This is a genomic window from Streptomyces sp. bgisy027 (assembly GCF_057710365.1).
Genome location: NZ_JBYIVZ010000047.1, coordinates 1 through 13,731 on the forward strand (window position 1 = coordinate 1; position 13,731 = coordinate 13,731).

Annotated in this window: 13 protein-coding genes and 1 pseudogene; 6 read left to right on the plus strand and 8 right to left on the minus strand. The window is 69.2% G+C overall.

The window, feature by feature from the left end; genetic code table 11:
* Nucleotides 1-61: 61 nt before the first annotated feature.
* A complete protein-coding gene (locus AC3ETA_RS36110; protein WP_432197112.1) occupies nucleotides 62-1,090 on the minus strand; it encodes a zinc-dependent alcohol dehydrogenase in 1,029 nt (342 codons plus the stop codon).
* A complete protein-coding gene (locus AC3ETA_RS36115; protein WP_432197113.1) occupies nucleotides 1,083-1,520 on the minus strand; it encodes a tautomerase family protein in 438 nt (145 codons plus the stop codon). The genes AC3ETA_RS36110 and AC3ETA_RS36115 overlap by 8 nt, the downstream gene beginning before the upstream one ends.
* Nucleotides 1,521-1,599: 79 nt before the next feature.
* Here AC3ETA_RS36115 and AC3ETA_RS36120 point away from each other — a divergent pair, with 79 nt between their 5' ends.
* The gene (locus tag AC3ETA_RS36120; RefSeq protein WP_432197114.1) at nucleotides 1,600-2,184 is read left to right on the plus strand and encodes a TetR/AcrR family transcriptional regulator; all 585 of its coding nucleotides are present in this window, start codon (nucleotides 1,600-1,602) and stop codon (nucleotides 2,182-2,184) included.
* Nucleotides 2,185-2,380: 196 nt separating this feature from the next.
* Here AC3ETA_RS36120 and AC3ETA_RS36125 read toward each other — a convergent pair whose 3' ends face one another.
* From AC3ETA_RS36125 to AC3ETA_RS36135, 3 genes and pseudogenes are all read right to left on the minus strand, one after another.
* Nucleotides 2,381-2,857 (minus strand): tautomerase family protein, encoded by a 477-nt coding sequence (locus AC3ETA_RS36125; RefSeq protein ID WP_432197115.1) that lies wholly within the window; start codon nucleotides 2,855-2,857, stop codon nucleotides 2,381-2,383.
* 121 nt (nucleotides 2,858-2,978) lie between these two features.
* The gene (locus AC3ETA_RS36130; RefSeq protein WP_432197116.1) at nucleotides 2,979-3,605 is read right to left on the minus strand and encodes an NAD(P)-dependent oxidoreductase; all 627 of its coding nucleotides are present in this window, start codon (nucleotides 3,603-3,605) and stop codon (nucleotides 2,979-2,981) included.
* Between the two features lie 37 nt (nucleotides 3,606-3,642).
* Nucleotides 3,643-4,486: pseudogene (locus tag AC3ETA_RS36135) on the minus strand (aldo/keto reductase).
* A 75-nt stretch (nucleotides 4,487-4,561) separates the two neighbouring features.
* Here AC3ETA_RS36135 and AC3ETA_RS36140 point away from each other — a divergent pair.
* From AC3ETA_RS36140 to AC3ETA_RS36150, 3 genes are all read left to right on the plus strand, one after another.
* Nucleotides 4,562-5,227 carry a helix-turn-helix transcriptional regulator gene (locus tag AC3ETA_RS36140; RefSeq protein WP_432197117.1) on the plus strand — a complete coding sequence of 222 codons (666 nt, stop codon included), beginning with the start codon at nucleotides 4,562-4,564 and terminating at the stop codon, nucleotides 5,225-5,227.
* 317 nt (nucleotides 5,228-5,544) lie between these two features.
* Nucleotides 5,545-5,979, plus strand: a complete 435-nt coding sequence (locus AC3ETA_RS36145; RefSeq protein ID WP_432197118.1) for a hypothetical protein — start codon at nucleotides 5,545-5,547, stop codon at nucleotides 5,977-5,979.
* 266 nt (nucleotides 5,980-6,245) lie between these two features.
* Nucleotides 6,246-6,980, plus strand: coding sequence for a translation initiation factor IF-2 (locus tag AC3ETA_RS36150; RefSeq protein WP_432197119.1), 735 nt, complete (start codon nucleotides 6,246-6,248; stop codon nucleotides 6,978-6,980).
* 55 nt (nucleotides 6,981-7,035) lie between these two features.
* Here the strand turns inward: AC3ETA_RS36150 and AC3ETA_RS36155 are convergent, their stop codons facing one another.
* Nucleotides 7,036-7,185 carry a hypothetical protein gene (locus tag AC3ETA_RS36155; protein ID WP_432197120.1) on the minus strand — a complete coding sequence of 50 codons (150 nt, stop codon included), beginning with the start codon at nucleotides 7,183-7,185 and terminating at the stop codon, nucleotides 7,036-7,038.
* Nucleotides 7,186-7,509: 324 nt separating this feature from the next.
* On the opposite strand from AC3ETA_RS36155, the gene AC3ETA_RS36160 reads away from it, so the two are divergent.
* Nucleotides 7,510-8,130: a hypothetical protein gene (locus AC3ETA_RS36160; protein ID WP_432197121.1), complete on the plus strand. Its 621-nt coding sequence runs from the start codon at nucleotides 7,510-7,512 to the stop codon at nucleotides 8,128-8,130.
* A gap of 289 nt (nucleotides 8,131-8,419) precedes the next feature.
* The gene (locus tag AC3ETA_RS36165) at nucleotides 8,420-9,556 is read left to right on the plus strand and encodes a PQQ-dependent sugar dehydrogenase (protein ID WP_432197122.1); all 1,137 of its coding nucleotides are present in this window, start codon (nucleotides 8,420-8,422) and stop codon (nucleotides 9,554-9,556) included.
* A gap of 206 nt (nucleotides 9,557-9,762) precedes the next feature.
* Here the strand turns inward: AC3ETA_RS36165 and AC3ETA_RS36170 are convergent, their stop codons facing one another.
* A complete protein-coding gene (locus tag AC3ETA_RS36170; protein WP_432197123.1) occupies nucleotides 9,763-10,368 on the minus strand; it encodes a dihydrofolate reductase family protein in 606 nt (201 codons plus the stop codon).
* 615 nt (nucleotides 10,369-10,983) lie between these two features.
* Nucleotides 10,984-13,302 carry a SpoIIE family protein phosphatase gene (locus tag AC3ETA_RS36175; protein WP_432197124.1) on the minus strand — a complete coding sequence of 773 codons (2,319 nt, stop codon included), beginning with the start codon at nucleotides 13,300-13,302 and terminating at the stop codon, nucleotides 10,984-10,986.
* Nucleotides 13,303-13,731: the final 429 nt, after the last annotated feature.

The following is a 13,731-nucleotide window of genomic DNA, read 5'->3' on the forward strand; positions in this document are numbered from 1 at the left end:
CAGGCGGGGGAGGAAGTCAACGGGTGTCTCTGTATGTGTGGTCGCGGGCTGTGACGCGGTGTCAGCGAGCCCTCCTGGACGGGCTGGTGTCGCGGACGAAGACGGGCTTGAGGTGCTTCTCGGGCAGGGCCTCGGGGAGTTGTTCCCAGTCGAGGACGCGGGAGACGACGCGTTCGGGTGCGACGGAGCCGGATGCGGCGAGGGCGAGGGCGTCGGGGATATGGGCGCGGACGTTGTCGCGGGCGATGCGGAGGGTGACACCGGTGAGATACATGTCGAGGAGCGGTAGTTCGCCGGGGCGGAAGTGGTTGCCGGCGGATTCGCAGATGCCTTCGGGGGCGAGGGACTTGACGGCGAGGGCGAGCTGGTCGACGCGGCCGGTGGCCTCGACGGCGAGGTCGAAGCCGTGCCGGATCGGTTCGACCGCCTCGGCGGTACGGGCGCCGTAGCTCTCGGCGAGTGAGCGGTGCTCGCGGTCGGGATCGACGTACAGGACGTCGGAGGCGCCGAGCGCGCGGGCGATGTCGCAGACGTACAGGCCGATGCTGCCGCGGGCGACGACCAGCACCCGGGCGCCGGGCCGGGCCTTGAGGTGCGGGGCGACCAGGCGCCAGGACAGTGACCAGTTGTCGCTGGCGGAGGCCATGGCGACCGGGTCGAGGCCGGCGGGCAGCGGGACCAGCATGGCGTCCGCGTACGGAACGCGGACCAGGTCGGAGAAGAGGCCGCCCCAACTGCCGCCGATCGGCGCTCCGTACATGGCCATGTGCGGGACCGCGGTGCAGTGGGCGGTGAGCCCGGCGCGGCAGTTCTCGCAGGTGCCGCAGCTGATGGACCAGGGCACCACGACGAGGTCGCCGGGTGCCACGGTGGTCACCGCGTCGCCGATCTCGACGACTCGGGCCACACATTCGTGCCCGAGGGCGAACGGCGGGTCGATGAAGCCGTGTCCGGCCAGAATCGCGGAATCCACGTCGCAGGAGGTCGCGGCGACGGGCGCGACGATGGCCTCTCCGGCGGAGCGCACGCGGGGATCGGGGGCCTCGCGCCACTCGACCGTGCGGCGGCCCACGTACGTCAGCTCACGCATCGGTCCGCTCCTTGCCCTGCTGCGCCAGGGCGATCAGGTCGGCGTGGCGGATGACGGAGCCGCCCGCACCCCAGGTGCCGTCCGGCTGCTCGTGCACGAGGACCCACACCCTCAGCGCGTCGTCCGGGGAGAGGCCGGCGGCGGACAGGACCGTCTTCGTCGCGTCCTCGACCAGACCGGCTTGGCGCCGCTCGGACAGCGCTCCCTGAGGCACCGTCACCTCGACGAGGAAGCGGGGAGCGTCGTCCGCGGCGGTGGTCTGGGCACCTTCGGGCAGCTCGACGAGGTAGCTCCACGCCTGAGCGCGGAAGAAGGCGGTGTCGGGTGCCCCCTCCCAGCGCAGCAGTACGGCCGCGAGGTCGCGTTGGACCGTAGTGCGGCCCTCCTGGGTGAGGGCACCAGCGGGCACGGTCAACCGGATCATGGGCATGGCAGCTCCTATGACGATCGTTATAGACGTCGGCCACGCTAGACTATGACGGACGTTATAGCCAGAGGGGAGAGCGCCGGTGGGCAAGAGCAGTACGCCGTCGCGAGAGCGGATCGTGGCCGGCGCCGCGGACATGATCAGCCGACGCGGCCTGAGCGCCACGAGCATCCGGGAGATGGCCAAGCACGCCAAGGCGCCGCTCGGCTCGACCTATCACTACTTCCCCGAAGGCAAGCAGCAACTGGCCACGGAGGCGGTCCGGTTCACGGGGGAGTGGGTGGCCCGGAGCCTGCGCAGGGAGCTGGAAGCGGGGCCGGTCGCGGGCCTGAGGGCCTTCCTGGATCTGTGGCGGAAGATCGTGGTCGGGAGCGACTTCCATGCCGGCTGTCCTGTCCTGGCCGTGGCCATCGAGGAGCCGCCGACCGACGAGACCCCGCCCAGCCTGGTCGCCGCGGCTGAGGTCTTCGAGCAGTGGGAGGCCCTCCTCGCCGCCTCCCTGCGGGAACACGGGGCCGACGCCAAGCAGGCCGAGCAGCTTGCGACGCTCGTCGTCGCCGCCGTCGAGGGCACGGTGGCCATGTGCCGAGCCAAGCGCAGCACTCAGCCCCTCGATCAGGCAGCCGAACAGCTGCAGACCCTCATCGCCGCCGCTGTCAGCGCCTGACCGGGGTGCGGCCGAGTCGCCCGGCGCCGCAAGCCGAGCCCGTCGACCGCCGTCACGCGTTGAAGCGGCCCTCGGTGCGGACAAGGGCGTGACGTGCTCAGGTTGATGCGGCCGTGCCCGGGCTCCCTGTGCTGTCGCCTCTCATCGGGCGTGCACGCCCATCCGGCCTGATGACGGTGGGAAACGCCGGGCGGGGTCATGCGCCGAGTGCGGCGCGGATGGCCTTCGCCTTCTCGTCGGTGAACACGCCGCTGTCGAGGAGTGAGAGGACCGACAGCACGCCGCCGCCGGCGCCCCAGCTGCCCTCGCCGATGACGCGGAAGTTGACCCACCAGGTCGGTGACGGGTCCACCAGGCCGCAGGCGTCGGCCAGCGCGGCCAGGACGCGCTCGATGACGGTGGTCCTGACCTCCTGTCGCCAGTCTCCGTCCATCACCGCCACGTCGATCACCATGACGTCGGCGTCCGAACCGATATCCGCCAGGAGCCGTCCACCTATGGCCATCATGTCGGGCTCCCGCTCGACGAAGTGCACCTGGAATCCGACCCGCGCGGGCGGAGCGAACTGGCCCACCTCGGGAACGAGGACCGCGTCCGTCAGTGTCTCGGCCAGCATGCGGCGCTGCTCCTGGCGCAGGCGCCCTGCCGGGGTGTTCACGGTGATGATCGTCACGACATTCTCCTATGGCAGTCGTTATAGAGTTCCAGGCTACCGAGTTCTATAACGACTGTCATATCCCGTTGGCGTGAAGTCGCCGCGCCTGCGTTGGGCGGACGACGCGGACGCGAGAGACTCAGTCGGAGATGACGGCGTCGCGGTGGATCCACTCGGGGCTGTGGGCCGCCTTGTGCAGGAAATCCGCCACGTCCGCACGGCTGATCGTCGGGTTGCCCTTCATCGGGAGCCGGTCGCCGACGCGGTACGTACCCTTGGCGGGGTCCTTGGTCAGCATGGTGGGGTAGACCAGCGTCCAGTCCAGGCCGCTGGAGCGGATCGCCTTCTCGGAGATCTCCTTGTTCGCGTAGATGTTCCTCAGAAACGTGCGGTACATGGCCTTCTGCGCGACGCTCGCCGAGCGGTAGGTGTCACCGACGCCGAACGAGGACAGCCACACGAGGCGGGACACGTCCGCCTGCTTCGCCGCACCGATCACGGCCGCCGCCGCACGGGTGAACAGATCGTCGGCGCGCACCGAGGTGCTCCTGCCGAGGGCCGAGATGACGACGTCCTGCCCGGTCATGGCCTTGGCGACGTCGTCGGGGGAGGTGGCGTTTCCGGCCATCACCGTGACCCGGCCCGCCAGCTCGTGCAGTGCCTCCGGCCTGCGGGCCAGGACGGTGACCGTATCGCCGGACTGGAGGGCCAGGTCGACGACATGGCGGCCGGTGGGGCCGGTCGCCCCGAGGATCAAGAGCTTCATGGAATGCGCGTCCTATCGGAATGGGATGAACCGATGCTCAGGCGAGATCGGTCAGGTCTTCAGTGGTGAGGGTGATCTCCGCGGCGGCCATGTTCTCCTCCAGGTGGTCGACAGATCCCGTGCCCGCAAGGGCCAGGGCCGCGGGCGAGGAGGCGAGCAGCCAGGCCAGGCCGATCTGGCCGACGGTTGCACCGTGCCGGGCCGCCACCCGCGTCGGCCGCTCGTCGTCGAGCCCCCTGCCGCCCCCCAGCGGGAAGAACGGAACGAAGGCGATGCCGGCCTCGCCGCCAGGCCGCCAAGAGGTCGGCGTCGTGGCGCTGGGCGGCGTGGTAGTGGTTCTGCACGGCGGTGACGGGCGCTATCGCACGTGCTTCCGCGAGTTGGCCCGCGTCCACGTTGCTGATGCCGAGGTGGCGCATGAGGCCCTCTTCACGCAGCGCCGCCAGTGCCTCGAAGCGTGCTGTGAGGGACTCATCGTGCGGGGGTGACATGGCACCGATGCGCAGATGGACCAGATCGAAGCAGTCCAGGCCCAGGCTCTCCAGGTCGGCCTCGACCAGGGGCCGCATGTCGCCGGCGGTGCCTTGCGTGAAACCGTCCTCCCGCACGAGGTGCCCCACCTTGGTGGCGATCACCAGGTCGGACGGGTAGGGGAACAACGTCTCGCGGATCAAGGTGTTCGCGCTCACCGCACCGCCGGCGTAGAAGCCGGCGGTGTCGATGTGATTGACGCCCAGTTCCACGGCGCGGTGCAGCACGGCCCGGCCGGCCTCGGGGTGGCGGGCAGGCCCGAACATGCCGTCCCTCGACGGCAGACACATGGCGCCGAAACCCATCGGGTTGACATCCAGGTCGCCACCGAGGCGGAATCCGCTACTCATGTGCGTCAGCCTCTACGGCGTCCGTCCTCCGGGCGAGCTCGTGGCACCTTGCTGCCAACGCGGCACAATGGGGCTATGTCACAGGTCATCGAGCTCCGCGGCGAGAGCGAGTTCTGGGCTCGGATCAAGCCCTTGACGGAGTCGGACGACGCGGAGTGGGTGCACATCGCCCACGACCTCGACACCTGGCCCGGAGCCCGCGAAGCCGCCTGCCTCCATGCGCGCCGCGGCGGGGCACCGCGAGCACGCAAGCTGTACAGTCCCGCAGCTCTCGTCGACGAGGGTGACCGTAAGGCCCTCCGTGAGATGGCCGCCTGTGGCTTCCAGGTGCGGATCGCCACGGCGCCACTCCCGCAGGGGACCGTCATCATCGACCGGCGGACCATGATCCTCACCGATCCGGCGACCGCCGTTCCGGCTGTCCACGGCCCGCGCACCTACACCATGAGTGCCTCACCGGCGCTGATCCGCGGGACCTATGCCCTGTTCGAGGCGACCTGGGCAAGCGCCATCGACCTGACGGCCTTCCTGGACGCGCGACGGCCCCGCATCGACGACCGCGCCATCGAAGTCCTGCGGGCCCTGGGCTCCGGCGCCACCGACGAGGCAGCAGCACGCGAACTGGGCATGTCGCTGCGGACCTACCGTCGCCGGGTCGCCGAACTGCTCACCAGTCTCGACGCGGCCTCGCGCTTCCAGGCCGGCGTGCGTGCGGGGGAGCTGGGGCTGATCCGCAGGTGAGCACCACGGCGCGCGACAAACAGAGCACCAGGACTCGACCACGGTCAGGGCCGACACGAGGACCCGGCCTCACCACGACACCATCTGTCAAGAGCCTCACAGCGCAACTCTGCTGCTGGACCCGCAACAACCGACCCATCCGCACAGCCCCGTGCACCTACAAGGCCCCGCTCGCCGAACCCTTGACAGCACCATCGCAGCCCCAACGTCGCGGCATTGCTTGATCGACAGGCGGTTCTGTCGATGTGCGGCGCTTGACGCTGTGACGTAGGTGGTCTTGGTCGAACATGTTTGCTGTCGGGTGGACTGGCAACGCGATGTCCATGAGCCCATCGAACAACGACACCAGTCAAGATTCCGTATCCGCGAAGGCGGCGGCGTCCAAGGCCCGTCGCACCACGTCGCGGGCGACAGCTCCGGCGTCGAAGGCGGCGGGCAAAGCTGCCGAGAAGACCGGTGAGGCGGCGTCAGCTGCCTCTGATGCCGCCGAGCGGACGGCCAAGGCGACCACCTCGGTCGCTCATACGGCAGCGCACTGCGTCGAGGCCGGCCGTCTGGCGGTCGTCTCCGCCTCGGGGCAGGCTGCGGCATTCGCCAAGTCCGCCTGGACACTCATCGCCAACCGCAAGATCCTCGCCGCGGGCGTGGGAGCGGGACTCACCGCTCTGAGTGCCATGTCCTATGCGGCGGGCCGACGTTCAGGTCGGCGCACGCTGGGTCCGATCACCCGTATGACCGGTGGCCGGATCTGATACGCGAGGCCTCCGCCTCCGTAGCACGGCAAGCATGCCGACGCGTTAGGGCGGCAGCGACTTCAGACCGGCCGGGAGGCCGCGTTCGGCGTCGCTGCCGCCCTACTGCATCGGCGCTGACTGGCGCTGTTGACGGCGCTGTGGACGCCCGGCGCCGCGACCGCGAGGGTGCGCCCGGTCCGCCGTCTCCGGCTGAGTAGGATCACCACGCCGGTCTGAGTACACGAGCGGTAGCCCGCCGTGTGCGGCGCCGGAAGGGTGGACGCATGCGCCGACTGCTGCTGCTCGCCCCGCTGTTGCTGTTCTCCGTCGGCTGTGGGGTGGTGCAGTCCTCCGGGGACAAGGCGACGGACGCCGCACGGGAGGCGGCCAGGAATGCGGGCGAGAAGCTCTACGGCCAGCGTCCGCGCACGGCGGAGGAAGTCGGGCGCTCCGCTTCCGGCATCGACGGGGTGGAGGTAATGCGGGTGACGGGTACCTCGACCCACGACGGGGACGGCATCGACGTGATCGTCCGCACGTCCGGCTCGGCGTACAACCAATGGCGCGACCCTCAAGAAGTCACCGTGCGGCGCTGTTTCGCCATACAGGTGTCCCCCAAGTCGGAGTGGCGCGAGGATCCCCGTGACGTGGACTGCCCGGACGGCCCTCCGCTGACCTTCGCCCCGCCACCCGAACCGCCCCGGCTGCCGTACGAGGAGCTCCGCGCGAAACTTCCCCGGGTGCCGGAGGACGGCCGGGCCGACGAGGCCGAGGTACGCCGTACGCTCGCCGCCCTGGACCTGGATCCGGGGATCCGTAGCGAGGTGAAGGCGGACCAGGGCCAGGTCGGCGTTCTCCTGTCGGTGAAGGGCAACGGCTTCGACCCGCAGGACTGCCTTCTTGCCCGCGTGGGCCCCGGCACGACCGAGGTGTGGGTGCCGTCCCGGATCCAGCGAATGCCCGGAGAGGGCGGCTGCACCATCGCCAACGCCATGGATCCGATGCCTGCACCACACTGAACCAGGGATGGGCTGGGGGGCCTGAGGGCGGGAAGTACTCAGGACCCAGGGGTGGTCAGTGCAGGAGCGGGTCCGTGATCGGCTTGTGGATCTGCTCGGGGAAACCGGCCACCGCGTAGGAGGAGCTGGACTGACCGTTGTCGTCGAGGCTGGGTGAGTCCACTGCGTGGACCAGACGCTGGACCAGCTGCGGAATGGCCTGCATGCCGCTCCGGCAGGCACCGGTCCTTGGGTCCGCTTACGCGACATGCGAGCGGTGGTGGGCACTGTAGGGTGCTCCGGCCGTTCCAGCAGCTCGGGAACTTGGACGTACGCACCTGGGCGGCAACTGTGCCGACGGACTGGAGCGGCCAGAGTTGCGGGTGGGGTCAGCGTGAGGTCGCGATTTCGGCGTCGTCTCATGCGTACGTCAGAACTCGGCACACCTGCGGGCGATCGTTGCCCAGAGGGTCTTACGGACGTCTTACGGATGTCTTACGCATGGCCAACGGACGCTGAGTGCCACCGGCCGGCTGCCTAGCTTGAGCTGATGCGATCTCTCCGTACCTTGCGCGTGATGGCCCTGGTGACCGCAGCACCGCTGCTGTTGGCAGGCGCCGGCTTGATGCACCCGAGACATCTGACGGCCATGACGGCAGGTCACTGGGCCGGACTGCACATCGCCCTGCTGCCCGTCTTCCCGTTTCTCGTGCTCGGACTGGTGGTGCCCTTGTGGGGCAGGCCGCGCCGCAACGCGGAGGGAGCTTTGACGGTGCTCTCCTGGGCCGGATGCCTGTGCTTCGCCGCGTACTACTCGGGCCTCGATGCGGTGGCCGGTATATCCGCCGGCGTCGTGGTGGACGAGGGAGTGCACGGGGCGGCCGGCCGACTGTTCGTCGCCGGCGACGAGTTGGGCCGAATCGGGGTGTACGGGCTGGCCGTGGCCTCGCTGGCCACCTGCGCGGCGCTCTGGCGGCGGCATGGCGCGCGGGTACTGCCGGGCGCCGCGATCCTGCTCGTAGCCTGCTGGTCGTTCGTCGACAGTCACATCTTCTGGCCGAGGGGTGTGTTCACCATGCTCGGCTTCGCCGTGGCGTTCGCCCTGCTGGCGGCGGCGCCACCCCGATCCGCCGAGAGCGCGCGGGAGCCGAGGCTGCCTGCGAAGCGCTGACGCGCTCGAAGTGGGCTGGGCTGGGTGGCGGGGCGCTCGCCGGCCATGGTGGCGCGGTCGGCTCCGATGAACGCCCCTGGGTTTCACGGCTGTTCGCTTGGTCACCGCACTCCTCGGACAGCTGGTCTATACCAAGTGGCCGTGTCCCAGTATCCTCATCCGTAGCCGGCCAACAGCACACCGTTCTCTCTCCCCCCACCCGCACCAGGTTGCGTGTCGGCGCCAGTGGCACCGCACGACGAGCCTCGGCAGCCGCGCGACCTGATTCACCGCCTCCAGGAGGAACACGGTGAGAGTTCGCACCAGAAGCACGGCGATCATCGGCACGGTCTGTCTCGTCGCTTCCCTCGCGCTGACCGCGGCGTCGGCCGACGAGCCGACCGCCGCACGGCAGGCGCCCAAGGTCGCCCTCAAGAATGTGGCCACGGCCCAGAACCCGACGGCCGGCGCTGCCGGTCCCGGAGGGAAGCTCTGGATCGCCGAACGCCCGGGCACCGTGCGGACATTGGACAGCAAAGGGCTCAGCAAGCCCGTCCTCGACATTTCCGCCGAGACCACCACCGACGGCGAACGAGGGCTGCTGGGCATCGCGTTCGACAAGAAGTTCGCGCACTTCTACATCTCGTTCACCAACCTAGAAGGCACCAGTACCGTCGACGAGTTCGCCGTACGGAACGGCAGAATCCAGCCGCAGACCCGGCGTACGGTCCTCACTCAGACGCAGCCCTATCCGAACCACAACGGCGGCGACATCAAGATCGGCCCCGACGGCTACCTCTACATCGCACTCGGCGACGGCGGCTCCGGCGGAGACCCGCACGGCAACGGACAGAACCTCGACACGCTGCTCGGCAAGCTCCTGCGGATCGACCCGAGGGGCGGCAAGCCGTACGCGATCCCGCGGGACAACCCCTTCGTGAACGACCTGAACGCGAAGGACGAAATCTGGGCCTACGGGCTGCGCAACCCCTGGCGGTTCTCCTTCGACGCGGGCACGGGAGACCTGCTGATCGGTGACGTCGGCCAGAACGACTGGGAGGAGATCGACTGGGCCCCGGCAAGCAGCATGGGCGGAGAGAACTACGGCTGGGGCCAGATGGAGGGCACCCATCCCTTCCGCGGCGGCACGGAACCCGCGAACCACGTCCCTCCGGTCCACGAGTACGACCGCACCAACTTCGGCTGCTCGGTGACCGGCGGCTATGTCTACCGGGGCAACGCGATCCCGGCCCTCAAGGGCCAGTACGTGTTCAGCGACTACTGCGACGGCACCGTCCGCTCCCTGCGGATGAAGAACGGCAAGGTGACCGCCGTGAACGATCTCGGAGTCAACGGCGGCGAGGTCATCTCCTTCGCACAGGGCGGCAATGGCGAACTGTACGTGCTCGCCATTGGCGGCAGCATCTTCCGGATCGACCCGGCGTAACGATCACCGCAGGAGCTGCTCGACAGTAAGGATCACCGAGGGCGGGCCGGAACACCTGGAGGAGTTCCGGCCCGCCCCGGCACATTTGCCGCTTCACCACCGAAGCGGCTGCGTCTTCCTCTCCTTGACCCGGCAGGGAAAGAGCGTCGGCTCGGCGCCACCGACCTGCGACGATGCAGCTGCCTTCGCTTGCGGACGGGGCGACGTCACCCAGGGACGCCGAGTGGCGGGTGGTCGAGCACGCGGGGCTTGTACTCGACCAGCTGGATGCGGCCGTCGAAGGTACGGTGCTCGATCATCTCGAGAGCAACGTCCGGATAGCCGTCGTAGATGCGTTCCTCGCCCGTGGCCCCGGTGATCACCGGGAACATCACGACCCGGAAGCGGTCCACGAGTCCGGCTCGTAGCAGGCACCGGCACAGGCTGAGGCTGCCGATCGTGCTGAGAAGCCCGGAACCACTCGCCTTCATGGCGCGGACCGCCTCGACGGCGTCGTCGCGGACGAGCGTGGTGTTGGCCCACGTCAGTGGCTCCTTGAGCGAGGAGGAGAACACCACCTTGGGCGCTTGCGTGAGCTCGTCGACGGACGCCTCTTCTTCGGGCCTGAACTCGTCCTGGCCACTCGGGACCTCGCCCGCGGCGAAGCCCGACATCAGACGGTAGGTGTTCGCCCCCATCAGATAGGTGGCCTTGGGCTGCTCGCCGAGCCACGCGAGGTACTCAGGGCCCTCAAGGCCCCAGAACCCGGGCCACCCCTCTCCCGATGCGTAGCCGTCGAGGGACGTGATGAAGTCGACGAGAAGCTCCGACATGGTGGTGTCCTTTCCTGGGCTGTCACGAGCTTGGACCGGCCGGGAGCCACGAACTCATCGGACGCGCAGTGGAGAAACGAGAAAACCTGTAGATCATCACGAAGATGACGGTCGGCCCGGCCCGGTGGTGATGGTGCTGCCGGGCGTCGTGTGAGCCATCGGGACCGTCCGGGTCAGGCGACCAGTTCGGCGATGCTCCGGGCGGTCAGCCAGATGAAGGCGCTGTTGTGCAGAGGCCCCAGGGTGATCGCCGTACCGATCACAACCAGGTCGAGGACCCATCGGATCAGCCGTTCCCGGGTGTCAGGGCGACCGTCACAGGGTGCACCGAACGCTCATCGGGACGGACATTCCCGGACCCCGTCAGGAAGGAACCATCGGGAAGGAACCATCAGGAAGGAACCATCGGGAATCCGCCCCATCCTCCGGGGCAGCGCAGCGGGTGGGCCCCGGACGGTCGTCGTCATGACGACGACGGTGCACCGAGGCAACCAGGCTGCTCCGGCGACACGCCCAGGTGACAGCGTCGTCGTCGCCACCGACGACGCAGCCCGGGCCGGATGCGCGTGGCGCACACCGTCTCCGTGCGCCACACGGTGGATGCCGCCCCGGCGGTCACAGCCGGAGGGTGAACCACGTGGTCTTCCCCCGTTCGTCCGGCCGGACACCCCAGCTGTCGGCGACGGCGTCGACGAGGATGAGGCCGCGTCCGGATTCGTCGTCCTGGGCGGCGAGCCGTGGCTGGGGAAGGTGAGGGCTGAGGTCGCTGATCTCGACGGCGAGCTCGGTGGCGGTGCGGCGCAGGTGGAGGACGAGGGGGCCCTCCGCGTGCTGGACCGCGTTGGTGAGGATCTCGGAAACCAGCAGTCTCGCGTCGTCGGCCGCGGATGCGCAGTCCCATGCGGTGAGGTTGTCGACCACGAACGAGCGGCCCGCGGGTACCGAGGAGGCCCTGGCCGGCAGTTCCACGGTGGCGGCGGCCAGCGGTGCGGCGGGGAGCTGGGCCAGGAGCAGGGTGACGTCGTCGTCGTGACCCTCCGGGTCCGGCAGCAGGGCGGCGAGTACGTGGTCGGCAGCGGCCTCCAGGCGGCGCGTGCGGGTGAAGGCGTCGACGAGGGTCGTGGTGAGCTGGTCGATCTCGTCCTCGATGTCACTGCCGGGGGTCTCGACCAGGCCGTCGGTGTACAGGACGAGGGTGGCTCCGGGCGGTATGGCCACGTCGGCCTGCTGATAAAGGATGTCGCCGACACCGAGAGGGGCGTTCACGGGGGAGGCGAGCCGGTGGACACCGTCGCCGGGAGTGGCGACGAGGGCGGGCAGATGGCCGGCCGAGCAGACGGTCACGGATCCGGAGTCCGGGGCGATGACCAGGTAGCAGCAGGTGACGAGCTGGTCGGGGACGTCGAGGTCGGCGACGACCGCGTCCAGGGCCTGCATGAGCTGGCGGGGCTGCATGCCGGTCTTGGCCAAGGCATGGGCGGCGGAGCGCAACTGGCCCATGACGGATGCCGCTTCCAGGCCGCGGCCCATGACGTCGCCTATGAGGATGCCCACCCGGCCGGCGCCGAGCGGGATGAGGTCGAACCAGTCGCCGCCCACTCCCGGCCCTTGGGTGGCGGGCCGGTAACGGCTCGCGGCCTCCAGGCCGGGGATGGCGGGCGGGGTCCCCATCAGGCTGCGCTGCAGGGTGAGGGCGATGTGCTTCTGCTGCTCGTACAGGGCCGTGAGCTCGGCCTCGGCGCGTTTGCGGTCGCTGACGTCGCGGATGATGGCGCAGGCACCGATGACCGTACGCTCGGGGCTGTACGTGGGCCACAGGGTGACGTCCACGTCGAGCGCGGCGCCGGTACTGGTGAGGCGGAGCGTTTCGAAGTGCTCGATCTTCTCGCCCTGGCGCAGCCTCTCAAGCAGCAGGGTGATCTCGTCCTTGCGTTCCGGCGGCGCCAGCATGGACACGTGCCGGCCGACGGCCTCCTCGGCCGAATAGCCGTACAGTTGCTGGGCGGCGACGTTCCAGTAGGTGATGCGGCCGTCGAGGGTCTTGGCGAGGATGGCGTCCTGGGAGGACTCCACGAGTGCGGCGAGCTCGTTGATCCGGGCCTCGGCGGCCTTGCGTTCGCTGACGTCGCGGACGGCGGCGGAGACCAGGAGGCCGTCGGCGGTTTCCAGCGGGCTGAGGCTGATCTCGACGGGGAACTCGCTGCCGTCCTTGCGCAGTCCGTGGAGTTCGAGTCCGGCGCCCATGGGACGCACCTGGCGGGTGGCGGCGTACCCGTCCCGGTGCTGGGTGTGGTGGGCGTGGAAGCGGTACGGGATGAGCAACTCCACGGGGTGTTCGAGGAGTTCGTCGCGTCGGTAGCCGAAGAGGACCTCGGTCTGGGCGTTGACGAGTTTGATGATTCCGGTGTCGTCGACGATCACCATCGCGTCCGGGGCCGATTCCAGGAGGCCGCGGAAGCGTTCCTCGGCGGCCTTGCGTTCGCTGACGTCGCGGACGGCGGCGGAGACGAGGAGGCCGTCGGGGGTTTCGAGTGGGCTGAGGCTGATCTCGACGGGGAACTCGCTGCCGTCCTTGCGCAGGCCGTGGAGTTCGAGTCCGGCGCCCATGGGGCGCACTTGGCGGGTGGCGGCGTACCCGTCCCGGTGGGTGGCGTGCTGGGCGCGGAACCTTCCGGGAATCAGCATTTCCACGGGGTGGCCGAGGAGTTGGTCGCGTCGGTAGCCGAAGAGGGCTTCGGTCTGGGCGTTGACGAGTTTGATGGTTCCGGTGTCGTCGACGATCACCATCGCGTCGGGAGCCGCCTCCAGCAGGCTCCGGAACCGGTCCTCGGCCGTGCCGGGCTGGTCCGCACGGAGCGCGGCGTCGCCTCGACCGTCCGACCGCTCGGTGGTACCAGCCCCGTCGCTTGACGCCGACGTGATTGCGTTGCTCATAGCGGCCCCAACTGCCTGACGGATTGCACGGATTGCAGCGAATCGCGCCATCTCAGCGCATCCTGGCCGCAACCGCCCTCGTCTGACCTGTACTGGCTCCTCATCGGCCGTATCTGCTCGCATGCGTTCGGTCGTTTTGCAGGTGTGGTTGAACGGAAAGCGCCGACATGTCCGAGGGCGAGATCAAGAGGCCTGCCAGGTGCTCGTCCACTCCGGTTCAGGGCTGAATTTCTCGCCGCCCAGAGGGGCGATGGCCCCGCGGTGTGGATCAGCGGTTCTTGAGGTCCCGGATGAGCAGGTCCGCTGCCGCCGGCTTCCGTGCGCTGTCGGCCAGTTCATCGGTGAGCCGGGTGATCTCCTTCGGCAGAGTGCCGATTGCCGACCACCTGCAGCTCCCACGCCGAGGAAGTCGACGCCATGGCGGCAGCA

Bases quoted from the DNA above. Each gene is read 5' to 3' on its own strand.
- AC3ETA_RS36170 (WP_432197123.1), bottom strand. From the start codon at position 10,368: ATGTCGGAGCTTCTCGTCGACTTCATCACGTCCCTCGACGGCTACGCA.
- AC3ETA_RS36110 (WP_432197112.1), bottom strand. From the start codon at position 1,090: ATGCGTGAGCTGACGTACGTGGGCCGCCGCACGGTCGAGTGGCGCGAG.
- AC3ETA_RS36140 (WP_432197117.1), top strand. From the start codon at position 4,562: ATGTCACAGGTCATCGAGCTCCGCGGCGAGAGCGAGTTCTGGGCTCGG.
- AC3ETA_RS36130 (WP_432197116.1), bottom strand. From the start codon at position 3,605: ATGAAGCTCTTGATCCTCGGGGCGACCGGCCCCACCGGCCGCCATGTC.
- AC3ETA_RS36155 (WP_432197120.1), bottom strand. From the start codon at position 7,185: ATGCAGGCCATTCCGCAGCTGGTCCAGCGTCTGGTCCACGCAGTGGAC.
- AC3ETA_RS36160 (WP_432197121.1), top strand. From the start codon at position 7,510: ATGCGATCTCTCCGTACCTTGCGCGTGATGGCCCTGGTGACCGCAGCA.
- AC3ETA_RS36115 (WP_432197113.1), bottom strand. From the start codon at position 1,520: ATGCCCATGATCCGGTTGACCGTGCCCGCTGGTGCCCTCACCCAGGAG.
- AC3ETA_RS36145 (WP_432197118.1), top strand. From the start codon at position 5,545: ATGTCCATGAGCCCATCGAACAACGACACCAGTCAAGATTCCGTATCC.
- AC3ETA_RS36150 (WP_432197119.1), top strand. From the start codon at position 6,246: ATGCGCCGACTGCTGCTGCTCGCCCCGCTGTTGCTGTTCTCCGTCGGC.
- AC3ETA_RS36175 (WP_432197124.1), bottom strand. From the start codon at position 13,302: ATGAGCAACGCAATCACGTCGGCGTCAAGCGACGGGGCTGGTACCACC.